This window comes from Amycolatopsis sp. NPDC050768 (assembly GCF_040654155.1).
GTDB lineage: Bacteria > Actinomycetota > Actinomycetes > Mycobacteriales > Pseudonocardiaceae > Amycolatopsis.
Map to the genome: position 1 here is coordinate 124,093 of NZ_JBFAHL010000021.1, position 15,825 is coordinate 139,917.

15 protein-coding genes are annotated in these 15,825 nt (G+C 72.8%); 4 read left to right on the forward strand and 11 right to left on the reverse strand.

What is annotated here, in order from left to right; translation table 11 throughout:
• The first annotated feature begins 12 nt into the window (after positions 1–12).
• Positions 13–1,314 (forward strand): alpha/beta hydrolase, encoded by a 1,302-nt coding sequence (locus AB0H62_RS42175; RefSeq protein WP_360592052.1) that lies wholly within the window; start codon positions 13–15, stop codon positions 1,312–1,314.
• On the forward strand, positions 1,311–1,673 hold the full coding sequence (locus tag AB0H62_RS42180) for a hypothetical protein (RefSeq protein WP_220237974.1): 363 nt from the start codon (positions 1,311–1,313) through the stop codon (positions 1,671–1,673). Before AB0H62_RS42175 ends, AB0H62_RS42180 begins: the two co-directional genes overlap by 4 nt.
• Positions 1,674–1,703: 30 nt before the next feature.
• Here AB0H62_RS42180 and AB0H62_RS42185 read toward each other — a convergent pair whose 3' ends face one another.
• The 5 genes from AB0H62_RS42185 to nadA all read right to left on the reverse strand — a co-directional run bounded on the left by AB0H62_RS42185 (position 1,704) and on the right by nadA (position 6,857).
• Positions 1,704–2,063 (reverse strand): hypothetical protein, encoded by a 360-nt coding sequence (locus tag AB0H62_RS42185; protein ID WP_360592053.1) that lies wholly within the window; start codon positions 2,061–2,063, stop codon positions 1,704–1,706.
• A 5-nt stretch (positions 2,064–2,068) separates the two neighbouring features.
• Positions 2,069–3,241: a S8 family serine peptidase gene (locus AB0H62_RS42190; protein WP_360592054.1), complete on the reverse strand. Its 1,173-nt coding sequence runs from the start codon at positions 3,239–3,241 to the stop codon at positions 2,069–2,071.
• A 72-nt stretch (positions 3,242–3,313) separates the two neighbouring features.
• Positions 3,314–4,213, reverse strand: a complete 900-nt coding sequence (gene nadC / locus AB0H62_RS42195) for a carboxylating nicotinate-nucleotide diphosphorylase (RefSeq protein WP_220237971.1) — start codon at positions 4,211–4,213, stop codon at positions 3,314–3,316.
• Positions 4,210–5,850: an L-aspartate oxidase gene (locus AB0H62_RS42200; RefSeq protein ID WP_220237970.1), complete on the reverse strand. Its 1,641-nt coding sequence runs from the start codon at positions 5,848–5,850 to the stop codon at positions 4,210–4,212. The genes nadC and AB0H62_RS42200 overlap by 4 nt, the downstream gene beginning before the upstream one ends.
• Positions 5,847–6,857, reverse strand: coding sequence for a quinolinate synthase NadA (gene nadA, locus AB0H62_RS42205; protein WP_354863911.1), 1,011 nt, complete (start codon positions 6,855–6,857; stop codon positions 5,847–5,849). Before nadA ends, AB0H62_RS42200 begins: the two co-directional genes overlap by 4 nt.
• Positions 6,858–6,970: 113 nt before the next feature.
• Between nadA and AB0H62_RS42210 the strand changes: the two genes are divergently transcribed.
• Together AB0H62_RS42210 and AB0H62_RS42215 are read left to right on the forward strand one after the other, a co-directional pair.
• A complete protein-coding gene (locus AB0H62_RS42210; protein WP_220237968.1) occupies positions 6,971–7,606 on the forward strand; it encodes an NUDIX domain-containing protein in 636 nt (211 codons plus the stop codon).
• A gap of 39 nt (positions 7,607–7,645) precedes the next feature.
• Positions 7,646–8,368, forward strand: coding sequence for an LON peptidase substrate-binding domain-containing protein (locus AB0H62_RS42215; protein ID WP_360592055.1), 723 nt, complete (start codon positions 7,646–7,648; stop codon positions 8,366–8,368).
• A gap of 4 nt (positions 8,369–8,372) precedes the next feature.
• On the opposite strand, the gene AB0H62_RS42220 is transcribed toward AB0H62_RS42215, so the two are convergent.
• The 6 genes from AB0H62_RS42220 to AB0H62_RS42245 all read right to left on the reverse strand — a co-directional run bounded on the left by AB0H62_RS42220 (position 8,373) and on the right by AB0H62_RS42245 (position 15,693).
• Positions 8,373–8,978, reverse strand: a complete 606-nt coding sequence (locus tag AB0H62_RS42220) for a DUF2567 domain-containing protein (RefSeq protein ID WP_360592056.1) — start codon at positions 8,976–8,978, stop codon at positions 8,373–8,375.
• A 56-nt stretch (positions 8,979–9,034) separates the two neighbouring features.
• On the reverse strand, positions 9,035–9,241 hold the full coding sequence (locus AB0H62_RS42225; protein ID WP_360592057.1) for a hypothetical protein: 207 nt from the start codon (positions 9,239–9,241) through the stop codon (positions 9,035–9,037).
• Positions 9,228–10,259, reverse strand: coding sequence for a biotin synthase BioB (bioB, locus tag AB0H62_RS42230; RefSeq protein ID WP_220237964.1), 1,032 nt, complete (start codon positions 10,257–10,259; stop codon positions 9,228–9,230). The genes AB0H62_RS42225 and bioB overlap by 14 nt, the downstream gene beginning before the upstream one ends.
• Positions 10,260–10,344: 85 nt before the next feature.
• Positions 10,345–11,064, reverse strand: coding sequence for a dethiobiotin synthase (bioD, locus tag AB0H62_RS42235; protein WP_220247475.1), 720 nt, complete (start codon positions 11,062–11,064; stop codon positions 10,345–10,347).
• Positions 11,065–11,121: 57 nt separating this feature from the next.
• Positions 11,122–13,296, reverse strand: coding sequence for a bifunctional SulP family inorganic anion transporter/carbonic anhydrase (locus AB0H62_RS42240; RefSeq protein ID WP_360592058.1), 2,175 nt, complete (start codon positions 13,294–13,296; stop codon positions 11,122–11,124).
• Between the two features lie 138 nt (positions 13,297–13,434).
• Positions 13,435–15,693: a bifunctional SulP family inorganic anion transporter/carbonic anhydrase gene (locus tag AB0H62_RS42245; protein WP_360592059.1), complete on the reverse strand. Its 2,259-nt coding sequence runs from the start codon at positions 15,691–15,693 to the stop codon at positions 13,435–13,437.
• Positions 15,694–15,825: the final 132 nt, after the last annotated feature.

Genomic DNA, 15,825 nt, shown 5'->3' on the forward strand with positions numbered 1-15,825 from the left:
GAGGACGGCTCGGTGACTGCTGCAGTGGACTCCGGGGGTTACCGGGTCGCTCCCGCCAAGCTCGACGCGGCCGCGGCGGACCTGGGCGGCCGCGCGGGCGCGCTCGAGACGGCGCAGAAGGCCGTAGCGGGGGTTTCCGTGCCCGCCACGGCGTTCGGCCAGGTGTCCGCTTCGGCGGACTGCGCCGCTACGTTGAAGAAGACGTTGTCCGAGCTCGGTGAGAAGATCGACGGTCAGGTACAGCGCGCGAAGGTGCTGCAGAACGGGCTCTCCGCGTCGGCCGCGGGCTACCGGCGCGCGGACGAGCAGGTGGCGGCTTCGTACCGGTCGTTGCTGCCGGAGGATCCGCTGCCGGCGGTGAGCGGCCCCGTCGGGGCGGCGGCGAGCGGGACCTGGGCGAATGCGATCGCTGCGAACCGCACCAAGGTTTCGGACGCGCTGACGGCGGAGCAGACGCGTTTGCAGCAGCTTCGGTCTTCTGGCGGCAGCGCCGACGACATCGCGAGCTCGCAGCGGAGGATCGCGCTGTACCAAGACATTCTGGCGAACAACCGCCAGATCCTGCGGTTCGACCCCGCGGCCGACGGCCGGATCGCCGAGCTCGTGGGCTCGATCCAGCCGGGGACGCGCAACGTCGGGCTGTTCGTGCCGGGCGTCAACACGCGGCTGGACAACTTCCAGGGCTACGCCGACCTCGGCCGCAGCCTGGTGGCCGCCGACCCGACGGGCCGCACGGCGATGGTCGTGTGGGCCGACGGCGACTTCCCGCAGAACCCCCTGGTCGAAGGCCCGGACGCGAGCTACGCGCAGACGATGGCCCCGGACCTCAAGACGTTCGGCAACGAGCTGCGCGCCCAGGTCGACACCCAGACCGGCGGCGCCGCGACCATCACCGCCATCGGCCACAGCTACGGCGGCGCGACCGTCGGATTGGCCGATTCACAAGGCCTGGCCGTCGACCGCGTGCTGCACGTCGAGTCGGCCGGCATGGGCCACGGCGTCTGGAGCCCGGCCGACCTGCCCGCGAGCCAGGCGGGCGTGCAGCGCTTCTCGATGACGGCGCCGCTCGACCCCATCGTGCTCGCCCAGGGCAACGCCTGGGGCGCCGAGTGGACCGGCATCGGCCACGGCGCCGACCCCGACACGTTCCCGGGCGTCACCGACCTCACGACGGGCAACGACGCGGCCGGCAACGAGCTCTGGGGCCTGTCCTCGCACAGCGACGTGCTCAAGCCCGGCTCCGACTCGTGGACCAACATCTACGGCGTCCTCACCGGCGGCGCGCTCACGACGGTGCCGGGGGTGCAGCGATGACCCTCTCGCTGCTGGCCCACGAGCTCACGGCCGTCATCGACGACGTCGCCGCCACCTTCGGCCCCGACGTGACACCCACGGTCGCCGGCGAGCTCGACTGCGACCCCGCCCACCCGGGCACCCTGGTGTGCTGGCAGTACGGCGTCCGACTCGACCACTGCGGCGACGCGGAACACCGCCTGGCGGAGTCCGTGCTGCCCTCGCTGGAAGCCGCGGGCTGGTCCGCACACGACCGCAGCACCCCCCGTGAACTCATCGCCCGCTTCAACCGCGACGGCGCCGACTTCACCGTCCACGTCGCCCGCGCCGGCGGCGGAGTGGCGATCATCGGCTCGACGCGCTGCGTGGTGCCGGTCTGAATCACCGGGCGTCACGCTGACCCCGCCGAGCTAACGCAGCCAGCGCAGGGCCGCTTCGGCGGTGTCTTCGGGTGTGCGGTTGAAGGCGATGGTCGCGGCGGGCGCGAGGCGGTGGACGAGGTTGACGACCTGCTCGAAGAGTTCCAGCAAAGGCTCGTAGCCGCGGATGCCGCCGCCGATGACGACGCAGGCGTAGTCGGCTCGGGTCAGAGCGGATTCGATGGCAGACAACGGATTGTCGTCCGGGGCGACGAGGCAGAGGTCGGATTCCAGGCCGTGGGCGGCGAAAGTGGCCTGGCCGCGCGCGATGGCGGCCTGGACCGGGGCGGGGTCCCAGCCGTCGAGCCGGGTGGGGTCCAAGCCGATGACCAGGACGCGGCCTTGAGGCACGGGAATCAAGACCCGAACCGGGAGGCGCGCCACGAGCGGCGGCGGCCGCGGCGCACGGTGGCGACGGCGAGGCCCGCGGCGGCGGCCAGGACGACCCCGCCGAGGGCGATGGCGGCGGCGGGGATGTCCACACCGGCGTCAACGGGGGCCGGGGCAGGGACAACCGCAGGCAAAGCAATCGGAGCGACCGAGCCGCCCGGGCCCGCGACGGAAGCGGGCAGCGTCGACGAGACGGCGGCATAGGCGTCCACGACGCCCCAGCCCCGGCGAGGGTCGTGGCCGCCCGACGGAGGGCGCGAGGCCGTCAGCGTCAAGCGGGTCACGACCTGGTCGCCAGTGAAGTCCGGGTGGGCGGCGCGCACCAGGGCGGCGACGCCGGCGACGTACGCGGCGGCCAGGCCCGGGTCCGTCACCGGCCAGCGGTGCGCGACGGCGCCGCCCGCGCCGGCCGAGGTGCTGACGAGGTCGGCGCCCGGGGCGGCGACGCCGAGGTAGTCGCCGGCTTCGGTCTGGACCGGGGCGCCCGCCTGGTTCGTGGAGCCGACGGCGAGTACACCCGACGAAGCGGTGGGATAGGTGTGCGCGCCCTGCTGGGTGGCGGCCGCGGCGGAGACCACGACGGCGCCGCGGGAATGGGCGCGCGCGACCGCCGCGTCCAAAGCCGGGCTGTCGAAAGCCGCCGGCACCGCGATGAGCAAAACCCCCGCGCCCCGGTCGAGGGCCGTGTTCATGGCGCCCGCCAGAGCGCCCGGGTCGCCGCCGTCGTGGGACGAAGCGTCGACGTATTGCAGCGGCACGAGCTTCGCGCCCGGTGCGACGCCGACGAAAGTCGTTTCCCCCGAAGGCTGCGCGGCGACGATCCCCGCGGCGATGGTGCCGCGGCCGTCGCAGTCGGACGGGGCCGTTCCGGGGCCGGTGAGGACCTGGCCGGGCGCGAACTGGCCGTTCTGCGCGTCGATGCCGGTGCCGATCACGGCCACGACCTGGCCGTCCCCGCGCGTGAGCGGCCAGAGGCGCTGCGGGTCGACGAGCCGCTGGCCCCACGACACGGCGCCGGTGTAGGTGCCGGACGGGTTCGCGCACGCCCCCACCGCGCTCGCGGACCCGGCGAAACCGACGGAAGACAGGGAAGACACGGCCACGAGACCGGCCACGGCGAAGACGGCTGGCCACCTCACCGCGGCACCCTCCCGGAGAATCTCGCTGTCCGACAACGGGATTCTAGTCGAGCGGGCGCCGCGGCAACAGGTTCAGCGCAGGTCCATCCCAAGGTCCAACGCGGGCGAGGAGTGCGTGAGCGCCCCCACCGCGAAGTAGTCCACACCGGACTCGGCGTAGGCCTTAGCACGGTCGAGGGTGAGGCCACCAGAGGATTCCAGCCGCGTTTTCGGCGAAACGGCGTTGCGCCGCTCCACGGCCTTCGCGCAGTCCTGCGGCGTGAAGTTGTCCAGCAGAACCTCGTCGGCGCCCGCGGCGAGCGCCTCCTCCAGCTGCGCCAGGTTGTCGACCTCCACCTCGCACGCCAGCTCCGGCGCGTGCTCGCGCGCCGCCGCCAGCGCGGCCGTGACGGAACCCGCGGCGACGACGTGGTTGTCCTTGATCAGCACGGCGTCGCCCAGACCCATGCGGTGGTTCACGCCGCCACCGCAACGCACGGCGTACTTCTCCAGCAACCGCAGGCCCGGCGTCGTCTTGCGGGTGTCGCGGATCGCCGTGCCCGAACCCTCCACTTCGGACACCCACCGGGCGGTCGCCGTCGCGATGCCCGAGAGGCGGCAGACGAGGTTCAGGGCCGTCCGCTCGGCCGTCAGGAGGCCGCGTACGGTGCCCCGCACCGCGAGCGCGGGCTCGCCCGCCGCCACCCGCGACCCGTCGGGCCGGCTGGACACCACCTCGTAGTCCGAACCCAGCACCGCGTCGAACACCGCCAGGGCCACAGGCAGCCCGGCCACGACACCTGGCGAACGCGGGGTCAGCTCGGCAACCGCGCGCGCGTCGGCCGGGACCGTCGACGCCGTGGTGGCGTCCGGCCCGTACCGCAGGTCCTCTTCAAGCGCCGTGGTCACCACGCGGCGGACGTCGGCGACCTCGAGCCCCGCGTCCACGAGGGCGCGTGAGACGGCGTCGGAAAACGGGAACAACTCGGTCATGCCACACCTTCCAGAGCGATCGGGTCGGCCAGCACGGGCTGGCCGGAAGGGCTGAGCCGGATGAGCTGGCTGCGCCGCCAGCCCTCTGCCCGCTCGGGAAAATCGGACCGCACGTGGCAGCCGCGCGATTCGGTGCGCCGCGCCGCCGCGGCGAGCAGCGCCTGCGCCACCACGGTGAGCGCCGCGTCCTCCACGGCCACGTGCGTCCACAACGGACTGTCCTGCGTGGACAGGTCCAGCACGGAACCCGCCGCCGCCAGGCCATCGGCGTCGCGGCCGATCGCGGCGTAGCGGCTCATCACGCGCTGCAAAGCGTCGCGCTCGGCCGCCGGCGCCGACGTCCGCGAGGGCAAGCGCCCACGCGACGGGTCCGGCAGCAGCCCGGCCGCGAGGTCGGCGGCCACGGCCTGCGCCACGCGGTGCCCCACCACGAGGCCTTCGAGCAGGCTGTTGGACGCCAGCCGGTTGGCCCCGTGCAGCCCGGTGCGGGCCACCTCGCCCGCCGCGTACAGCCCGGTGACGCTCGACCGTCCGTCCACAGTGGTCACCACTCCGCCGCACGCGAAGTGCGCCGCGGGTGTCACCGGGATCGCGTCCACGGCCGGGTCGAGGCCCAGCACCGCGCAGGCCGCGTGCACGGTCGGGAACCGCTTCGCGAAGCCGGAAATGCCGGTGGCGTCGAGGAAAACGTGGTCGTCGACCCCGCCCGGCGCCAGCCCCATCCGCCGGGTGATCGCGGCCGACACGACGTCGCGCGGCGCCAGGTCGCCCAGCGGGTGCACGCCGGCCATCACCGACTGGCCGGCGCCGTCGACGAGCGTGGCTCCCTCACCGCGAACGGCCTCGGTGACGAGCGGGCACCGGCCACGAGCCCCCGGCGTGTAGAGCACCGTGGGGTGGAACTGCACGAACTCGACGTCGGCCACGGTCGCGCCCGCCCGCAAGGCAAGGGCGAGACCGTCGCCGGTCGCGATCTCCGGGTTGGACGTCGCCTGGTAGAGCTGGCCGAACCCGCCGCTGGCCAGCAGCACGGCCGAGGCCCGCACCACGCCGGGCACGCCGTCGCGGTCCAGCACGGTCACGCCCGCCACCTCACCCACGGGCGTGAGCAACGCGTCGACCGCGATGTGGTGCTGCAGCACCGGCACGCGCCGGTCGCCGGCCTGCGCCACCAACGTGCGCTCCACCTCGGCGCCTGTGGCGTCGCCGCCCGCGTGGATCACGCGGAACGCGCTGTGGCCGCCCTCGCGAGCGCGCGCCAAGCCTTCGGCACCGGCGTCGAACTGAGCGCCGCTGGCCCGCAGCCACTCCACGGCCGCCGGGCCGCCGTCGAGGATCGATCGTGCCGCGTCCTCGTCGCACAGGCCGGCGCCCGCGGTGAAGGTGTCTTCGGCGTGCTTCGCGACCGAGTCGTCGCGGTCGTGCTCGCCTTCCAACACCACCGCGACGCCGCCCTGGGCCCAGCGCGTGTTGCCGTCGGACACCGCGGCCTTGGTCACCACGAGCACGTGCAGGCCGAGCTCCTGCGCCCGCAGCGCGGCCGTCAGCCCGGCCACCCCGCTGCCCACGACAACGAGGTCCGCACGGGCTTCCCACGCCGGGGTTTTCGCCTGTGAAGCGTTAACCGGGGTGGTCATTCGCCGCCGCCGGGCTGCCCGATCTCGATCATCCGCTGCACCGAGGCCCGCGCCCTGGCGGCGGTCTCGAGGTCCACGTGGACCTCGTCCGCGCCTTCGCGCAGGCTCCGCAGCAGCGCGGCCGGCGTGATCATCTTCATGTACCGGCAGGACGCCCGGTCGTTCACCGCGCGGAAGTCGATCTCCGGCGCGGCCTTGCGCAGCTGGTGGATCATGCCGATCTCGGTCGCCACCAGCACCGAGCGGGCCTTCGTGTCCCGAGCCGCGTGCACCATGTCGCCGGTGGACAGGATCTTCACCCGCTCCGGCGCCACCACGCCCTCGCCCGCGAGGTAGAGCGCCGACGTCGCGCAGCCGCACTCGGGGTGGATGAACAGGTCGGCGTCGGGGTTCTCCTCGGCCCGCGCGGCCAGCTCGGCCCCGTTGATGCCGGCGTGGACGTGGCACTCGCCGGCCCAGATGTGCATGTTCTGCCGGCCCGTCACGCGCTTCACGTGCGCGCCGAGGAACTGGTCGGGAAGAAAGAGAACTTCCTGGTCAGCGGGGATCGAAGCCACGACGTCGACCGCGTTCGACGACGTGCAGCAGATGTCCGTCTCCGCCTTCACCTCGGCGGTGGTGTTCACGTACGACACCACGACCGCGCCCGGGTGCTCGGCCTTCCAGGCCCGCAGCTCGGCGCCGGAAATGGAGTCGGCGAGCGAGCAGCCGGCCCGCGCGTCGGGAATCAGCACCGTCTTCTGCGGCGCCAGGATCTTCGCGGTCTCGGCCATGAAGTGCACGCCGCAGAAGACGATCGTGGACGCGTCGCTGCTCGCCGCGATGCGGCTCAGCGCCAGCGAGTCGCCGGTGAAGTCGGCGATGTCCTGGATCTCGGGGACCTGGTAGTTGTGCGCCAGCAGCACCGCGTCGCGCTGACGAGCGAGCTCGCGCACCTCCTCCGCCCAGTCCGCGTTCGCCTCGACCCCGCCGTACGGAGTCAGGTTCTGCTCAACCGTGGTGGTCATGTGTGGCCCTCCTGGACCGTCGACGGGTTTTCGCCTTATAATCGAAAACCGTGCGAAGTCATCTTAACACCCAGACCCCCTTGGCCCACGAGGTTCTGGGAGCAGTCCTGCAAGTGCGCTCGGACACACTGCGCGTGCTCCTGTGGCGCCGCGCGCTCGACCCGCACCTGGGCCGCTGGTCGCTCCCGGGCGGCCGGCTGCGCCCCGACGAGGACGTCGAAACGTCCATCCGCCGCCAGCTCGCCGAGAAGGTCGACGTGCGCCAGCTCAAGCACGTGGAGCAGCTCTCGGTCTTCAGCGCGCCTGACCGCGTGCCGGGGCCGCGCGTGGTCGCCACGGCGTTCCTCGGGCTCGTGCCGTCGGACGTCGACCCGGAGATCCCCGAGGACACGCAGTGGCACGACGTGACCGCGCTGCCGCGCACCGCGTTCGACCACGAGGCGATCGTGCTGCGCGCCCGCGACCGGCTGCGCTCGAAGCTCAGCTACACCAACCTCGGCTTCGCCCTGGCGCCCGAGCAGTTCACGATCTCGGCCCTGCGCGGGCTCTACTCCGCCGCGCTGGGCTACCGGGTGTCGGCGACGAACCTGCAACGCGTGCTCTCGCGCCGGGGACTCCTCGTGCCCACCGGCGACACCGCATCACCCGGTCGGGCCGGCGGGCGCCCGGCGGCGCTGTTCTCCTTCGCGGGCAAAGGGATGCAGATCACAGACCCGTTCGCAGTCCTCAAGCCGCCGCCGAAAAGGTGATGGACTGCGAGCGTGCCCCGGTACCCGTACGGTGGACGCGTGACCGAGCCGGAGCAGGAGCAGAACCCCAGTGGGACGGCGACACTGCCGTTGTTCCCACTGCAGACCGTGCTGCTCCCCGGTACGCACCTGCCGTTGCACATCTTCGAGCCGCGCTACCGCCAGCTGACCGCCGACCTCGTGGGCGGCGCCGTGCCGGGGCGCGAGTTCGGCGTGGTCTCGCTGCGTGCCCCGCTCGTGCGTGAAGTGCGTGGTCTGGACCATGTGTACGACGTGGGCTGCAGCACCGTGCTGCGCGAAGCGAAGCGGCTGCCGGACGGGCGCTACGACGTGGTCACCAAGGCCGCCCGGCGCTTCCGCCTGCGCGAGCTCGACTGCACGTCGGCGCCCTACCTGTTGGGCGTGGTCGACTGGCTGCCCGACGACGCCGTGCCCGCCAGCGCGGTCGAACCGGGGCAACGACTCGGCGAAGTCGCGCGTGCGGCCCACCGTCGCTACTGCGAGGCCGCCTGGCACGACGACGACTGGAGCACGCCGGACGACGACGCCGACGTCGACGAGCTCGCCTACCAGCTCGCCGCCGACTGCCTGTTGCCGCTGGAAGACCGCCAGCTGCTGCTGGAGGAGACGCACCCGTTGCGGCGCCTGCGCATCGTCTGCCGGCTGCTCACCCGCGAGGCGTGGTTCCTGGACACGCTCAGCGCCGTGCCGCTGCCGCCGACCGAGTTCGCCGACTTCTCGAAGCCGGCGAACCTCAACTAGCGCCTCAGCCGAGGCGACGGCCCAGGTCCTCGCGGCCGTTCCACGCCGCGAGCAGCGCGTAGACAAGCGAGGTCACCAACGGGGCCGCCAGCCAGATCCACCCGGACTCCAGCTGCGGCGGCGCCGAGATCACCGCGCCCAGCGCGGGTGCGGTGTCGATGGCGTACTTCGAGTTCACGAACGCCACGCCGATCTGGGTGCCGAGCCAGCCGGCCAGCGCGGCGCCCCCGGCGGCGGCCACGAACACGACCGGGCCCCGGCGTTCGCGCATCAGCCACACGATCACGCCGATCAGCAGCCCCGTGGCCAGCGCCAGGAAGCCGTAGATGGCGAGGTCGTCGAAGCGATGCCAGCTCTCCAGCTCCAGCGGCACGCGCTGCCCGTCGGCAGTGACCACGCGCTCGCGCTGCGGCGGCGCCATCAGCGACCACAGCCAGCCGAGCGGGATGCCGAGCAGGCCCGCCGTCGACAGCACGCTCACGGCCGGCAGCAGGTCGGCCTTCACCACGACCTTCGGCCGCGCGCGGTGCGGTGGGAAGAGGTTCGGCACCGACCAGGCGTCGGCCACGGCGGACGACCGGTGTGCTGCCTTGCCCGCGGAATCGACCACCCCGGACTCCCTCCCTGCGTTTGTGCGGACCGAGCGTAACCGGTCAGCACCCGCGGTCAACCACTGGCGGTCTCGCCGTGCCTGCTGCACCGCGCCGTCCAGCCGACGGGCGTCACCTGCACCACCATCCGGCGGGCGCAGAACACGCAGAACCGCGGCGGTTCGAGCGCCGTGCGCGGGTTGTGGCAGGCGTCGTGATCGGCGCCGCCGGGCGACGCCTGTCCACAGTGGACGCAGAAGGCGGGTGGGTCAGAGGCTGTCACTGAGGGCCTTGACCGGCATCTTCAGCTCGTCGAGCATCTTCAGGTCCGCGCTCGCGGGCCGACCGAGGTTCGTCAGGTAGTTGCCGACGATGATCGCGTTGATCCCGCCCAGCATGCCCTGCTCCGCGCCCAGGTCGCCCAGGGTCAGCTCACGGCCGCCGGCGAAGCGCAGCATCGTGCGCGGCATGGCGAGCCGAAACGCCGCGACCGTGCGCAGCGCGTCCTTGCCCTCGACGATCTCGAAGTTCTCGTACGGCGTGCCCGGCTGCGGGATGAGGAAGTTCATCGGCACCTCGTGCGGGCTCAGCTCGGCGAGCTGCACGGCGAACTCCGCGCGCTGCTCGACGGTCTCCCCCATGCCGATGATGCCGCCGCAGCAGACCTCCATGCCGGCCTCGGCGACCATCCGCAGAGTGTCCCAGCGCTCTTCCCACGAGTGCGTGGTCACGACGTCCGGGAAGTGCGAGCGCGCCGTCTCGAGGTTGTGGTTGTAGCGGTGCACGCCCATCTCGACGAGCTCGTCGACCTGCTCCTGGGTGAGCATGCCGAGCGAGCACGCGATCTGGATGTCGTTGCCGTCGGCACGGATCGCCTGCACGCCCTCACGGACCTGCGAGAGCAGCCGCTTGTCCGGACCGCGCACGGCGGCGACGATGCAGAACTCGGTCGCACCCGTCTCGGCGGTCTGGCGCGCGGCCTTGACCAGGCCGGGGATGTCGAGCCACGCCGAGCGCACCGGCGAGGGGAAGCGGCCCGACTGCGAGCAGAAGTGGCAGTCCTCGGGGCAGCCGCCGGTCTTGAGGCTGACGATGCCCTCGACCTCGACCTCCGGGCCGCACCAGCGCATGCGCACCTCGTGCGCGACCTGCAGCGCCTCGCCGAGCCGTTCGTCGGGCAGCCGGAGCACGGCCAGCACCTGTTCTTCAGACAATCCGACCCCGCGCTCGAGCACCTGCTCGCGCGCGACGGCCAGCACGTCCGAAATGTCCTGGGCCGGCTTTCCCGCCACTGCGGTCACGACGTCTCCTGTCTGTCGAACTTCTGCACGGACGCGCTCTCCGGTCATGGTGCCTGAGAGCCCGCCGCCTGGGCTGCGACGCCCGTCACTTATTCACGGAAGCGGCCCGCGTGAAAGCCTCCGGGTCGAACTCCCCGCCGAACCACGGCGAGAGCCCGGCGCGCGCCCGTTCCACGAACGTATCGTGATCCGTCGCCGCCAGCCCCCCGGGCAGCACCCCGAGCAGGGGTGCCCCTGCCGCGGTGGGCAGGTCGTGCAGGTTCTCCACGGACGCGAGATCCGGCTCGGCCGGCCACGCGCCGACCACCACACCCACGACGTTGAGGCCGCGCCGCGTCGCGACCTCAGCGGTCAGCGCCGTCGCGTTGAGCGTGCCGAGGCCCGGCTGGGCCACGATCACGATCGGCGCGCCGAGCGCCCACGCGACGTCGGCCAGCCCGCTGCCGTCGGCGTCGAAGCGCACCAGCAAGCCACCGGCACCCTCCACGAGCGTGAGGTCGTGCTCGGCGTCGAGTGCGGTGGCGGCGGCCGCGATCTCGCCCGGGCCCAGCGTCGGCAGGCCGCTGCGCCGAGCCGCCGCCTCCGGGGAGAGCGGGTCGGGGTAGCGCCGCAGCTCACGCGTGGTCACGCCCTTGCCGGCCAGGCGCACGACCTCGTCGAGGTCGCCCGCCTCGCCCGGCACGACCCCGGTCTGGGCCGGCTTGAGCACCGCGACGCGCTGCCCTTGCCCGAGCGCCAGCGCCGCGATCGCCGCCGTGGTGATCGTCTTGCCGACCTCGGTCCCGGTCCCCGTCATCACCAGCATGGTCACGGGCCATCAACTTAGTCACCCGCACCCGGTGCGCACCACGTCCGGGTGGGATCACCCACGATGTGGGGTGACCGGCGTCCCCGCCGCCACGAACGCGCCCGCCACCGGGTCGGACAGGTAGACCTGGGCCGCGCCGACGTCGAAGTACAGGCCCGTGAGGAGCAGCTCGCCGCGGGCTTCGGCCTCGGCGACCAGCGGGTACGCGCGCAGGTGGTCGAGCTGCTGCAGCACGTTGTGCAGGGCCAACCGGTCGGGTTCACGGGCGGGAAGCTCGCCGCCGAGCGTGATCGGGCCGCCGCGGCGCAGGCTGGGCTCGGCGTGGCGCAGCCAGCCCTCCAGCGCCGTGCCGGCCGGCGGCCCGTCGGCGAGCGCGCCCATCGCGCCGCACGAGGAGTGCCCGCACACCACGATCTCGCGCACGTGCAGCACCCCCACCGCGTACTCGACGGCGGCGTTCATCGACGGGTCGGCCTGCGCGGGCGGCACGAGGTTGCCGATGTTGCGGACGGTGAACAGGTCGCCCGGCCCCGACGTGGTGATCAGGTTGGGCACGATGCGCGAGTCGCCGCAGGTGATGAACAGCGTGTGCGGGCGCTGGCCGTCGGCGAGGCCCGAGAGCGTCTCCTTCAGCAGCGGCGCGGCCCGGCGCTGGAACTCCGTGGCGCCGCGGTGGGTCCGCTGGCCGGGCAGGCGGACGTCGACGGCCTGCCAGTCGGACCACGGCGCGAGCCAGCGGGGCACGGCGCCGGCCGCAGCCGTGCGCCGCAGCGTCGGGGTGCCCTCCTTGCCCTTGCCGAACCACGGGTGGCCGACCTCGTCGACGACCACGGTGCCGCCGGCCCGTTCGTGGGCCTGCTGCCAGCTCGACAGGCTTTCGAAGGCGGCGTGGTCGAGGTAGTCGGCGACCAGCTCGAGGGTCACGACCGTGCCGGGCGGGACGGCGCCGAGCACCTTCGACAGGCGCGGCACGGACAGGAATGTGAGCACGCCCTCCACGACCACGCGCCACTCGTCGCCGTCCCGCTCGGCGTGGACACCGGACCACACCGTGCGGCGCAGCATGAGGGCCACGGCCAGCACGATCCCGGCGAGCACGCCCGTGAGCAGATCGAACACCACCACCCCGGCGAGCGTCACGAGGTAGAGCGCGAGGTCGCCGTGGCGCAGGACCTGCCTGAGGTGGCCGGGGTTCACGAGCTTCACGCCGACGTGCACGAGCAGGCCGGCGAGCGCGGCCAGCGGGATGTTCCCGATCAGCCCGGCGAGCGCGACGACGAAGACCAGCACCCACACGCCGTGCAGGATGGCGGACGCGCGGGTCTTGGCGCCCGCGGCGACGTTGGTGGAGCTGCGCACGATCACGCCGGTCACGGGCAGGCCGCCGAGCGCGCCGGACACGAGGTTGGCCGCGCCCTGGCCCACGAGCTCGCGGTCGAGGTTCGCGCGCGGGCCGGTGTGCAGCTTGTCCACGGCGACGGCCGAGAGCAGGCTCTCGACGCTCGCGATCAACGCGATGGTCACCGCCGCCAGCGCGACGTCGGTCCAGCCGTCGCCGGGCAGCTGCGGCGCGAAGCGGATCTGCAGCAGGTCGCCGGGCAGCTCCACGCGCGGCAACGTCATGCCCGCGACGAGCGAGATCACCGTGGCGAAAGCGATCGCCGCGAGCGGCCCGGGCACCTTGCGCACAGCGGCGGGCAGGCGCGGCCAGACCACGAGGATCACGATGGTGAGCAGCCCGATCACGGCCGCCGCGTCGTGGTGGGCCACGACCTGCGCGGGCAGCTCGGCGATGTTCTCCAGCGCGGAGCTCTGCGCCTGCCCGCCGAGCACGACGTGGAGCTGGCCCAGCACGATCGTCACGCCGATGCCGGCGAGCATCCCGTGCACGATGGCCGGCGAGATCGCCAGCGCCGCCCGTGCGATGCGGCTCAGGCCCAGCAGCACCTGCAGCGCACCGGCGAGCACCGTGATCAAGCAGGTGACGGCCCACCCGAAGGTGGCGATCGTCTCGGCCATGATCACCGTCAGGCCGGCCGCGGGCCCGCTGACCTGCAGCGGCGAGCCGCCCAGCGCTCCGGCGACCACACCGCCGACCACAGCGGCGATCAGCCCGGCGACGATCGGCGCCCCGGACGCGAGCGCGATGCCCAGCGAGAGCGGCACGGCGACGAGGAAGACCACGAGCGAGGCGGGCACGTCGTGGCGAAGCACGGCAAGTCGGCTCATGATCACCAGGTAACCCGAGTGTGGGTTAAATGTCCGCTATGTCCCACCTGATGGCATGAATTTTTATCGGACACCCCACTCTCGGGTTGCGCGGGAGCTCGACCACTAGCCGGTGCGTGTGCGCACCGGCCCAGCTGGTCAGTGCACCGTCGAGCCGGCCGGGACGAAGCTGCGGTGAGCTGCGTCCAGCAACGAGACCTGGGCGGCGCCGACGTCGAAGTACATGCCCGTCAGCGTCAGGTCGCCGGCGGCCAGGGCGTCGGCCACGACCGGGTGGGTGCGGAGGTGGTCGAGTTGCTGGACGACGTTGTGCAGCGCCAGCTGGTCGCACTCGGCGGTCGGGCGCCGGCCGTCGAGCAGCAAGGCCGCCTCCGATGCGCGGCGACGGAGGGTGGGTTCGCCGTGGCGCAGCCAGTTGCCGAGGCGCGTGAGGCCCTCGGGGGCCTGCCCGAGGAGCGCCTTCATCGCGCCGCACGAGGAGTGGCCGCACACCACGATCTCGGGCACCTTGAGCACCCCCACGGCGTACTCGACGGCCGCGCCCACCGAGGAGTCGGTTCCGTCGCCGGCGGCGGGGACGAGGTTGCCGATGTTGCGCACCGCGAACAGGTCGCCCGGGCCCGACGTGGTGATCAGGTTGGGCACGATCCGCGCGTCGCCACAGGTGATGAAAAGGGTGTGCGGCTGCTGGCCGTGCGCGAGACCGCTGAGGGTGTCGCGCAGCAGTGGCGCGGTGCGGCGTTGGAACTCCGATGCGCCACGGGACAACGGCGAGGCGCCGTCCCGCGGTCCAGGCAGCGAAACGTGCTCGGCCTGCCACTGCGACCACGGCGCGAGCCACCGCGGCAGCACGCGCGCCGCGAGGCTGCGTCGCACGGTGGGCTCGCCGGAGCTGCCGCGGCCGTACCAGGGGTGCCCGATCTCGTCGACGGTCACCGTGCCGCCGGCTTTCACGTGCGCCTGCTGCCAGCCGCGCAGGCAGTCGAACGCCGCGTGGTCGAGGTAGTCCACGAGCAGCTCCAGCGTCACGTCGGCGCGCTCGGGCACGCCGGCGAGCACCTTCGTCAAGCGGGGCACCGAAAGGAACGTGAGCGCGCCCTCGATCACCACGCGCGTACCGCGCTCGCCCGTCTCCACGTGCACGCCGGAGTGGACCATCCGCCGCAGCATGAACGCGAGCGCCAGCAGCACGCCGGCCGCGACGCCGGTCAGCAGGTTCACGAACACCGCGCCGACGAGCGTCACCGCATACACCGCGAGGTCGCCGTGGCGCAGCACTTCCTTCAGCGCCGGGAGGTTCACGAGCTTGGCGCCCACGTACACGAGCAGCCCGGCCAGCGCGGCGAGCGGAATGTAGCGCAGCACGCCGGTGAGCAGCAGGCAGAACCCGAGGATCCAGCACGAGTGCAGCAGCGCCGACGCGCGGGTCTTCGCGCCGGCCTCGTAGTTGGTCATGGTCCGCACGATCACGCCGGTCACGGGCAGCCCGCCGAGCGCGCCGGACGCGACGTTGCCGGCGCCCTGGCCGATGAGCTCACGGTTGAGGTCCGTGCGGCGCCCGCCGCGCAGCTTGTCGATGGACACCGCGGAAAGCAGGCTCTCCAGGCTCGCGATGAGCGCGACCGTGACGGCCGCGAACGCCACGCCGCTCCAGCCGCCCGAAGGCAGCTGCGGCACGAACCCGAACGACGGCAGCGCAGCGGGCAGGTCCACGCGCGGCAACGACATCCCGGCGGCGACGGACAGCCCCGTCGCGACCGTGACGGCGGCCAGCGGCCCCGGCACCTTCCGCACCGGCGCCGGCAGCTTCGGCCACACCAGCAGGATCGCGACGGTGAGCACGCCGATCAGCACGGCCTGGTCGTGGTGGCCGACGATCTGCCCGGGCAGCGCCGCGAGGTTCGCGAGCGCGGAGCCCTGGGCCCGGCCGCCGAGCACCACGTGGAGCTGGCCGAGCACGATCGTCACGCCGATGCCGGCCAGGAGGCCGTGGACGATCGCGGGTGAGATGGCCAGCGCGGCGCGGGCGAAGCGCAGGAGCCCGAAAAGGATCTGCAGCAGGCCGGCGCCGACGGTCACGGCGCAGGTGACGGCCCAGCCGTAGGTGGCGATGGTGTCGGCGAGCACCACGGTCAGGGCTGCGGACGGCCCGCTGACCTGCAGGGCCGACCCGCCGAGCAGGCTCGCGACCAAGCCGCCGACGACGGCGGAGACGAGGCCCGCGAGGAGTGGCGCGCCGACAGCGAGGGCGACGCCGAGAGAGAGCGGCACGGCCACGAGGAAGACGACCAGCGAGGCCGGCACGTCGTGGCGCAGGATGTTCTGGAGGGTCCGGTTGACTTGGGCGCGGCGCGACGGGGGTCCGGTGTCGTGCTCGCCACGAACGATCTCGATCATGGCGACAGGAAAGCGGAAAAAGATCGAAAAGTCCGCTACGCGAACGATCTTCAGGTTTGCTTGTGAACCGGAGAACTAGGACGTTTCCGGCAAAGCTCACCAATCCGTCAGAAACTCACGAAGCGGCCCAGA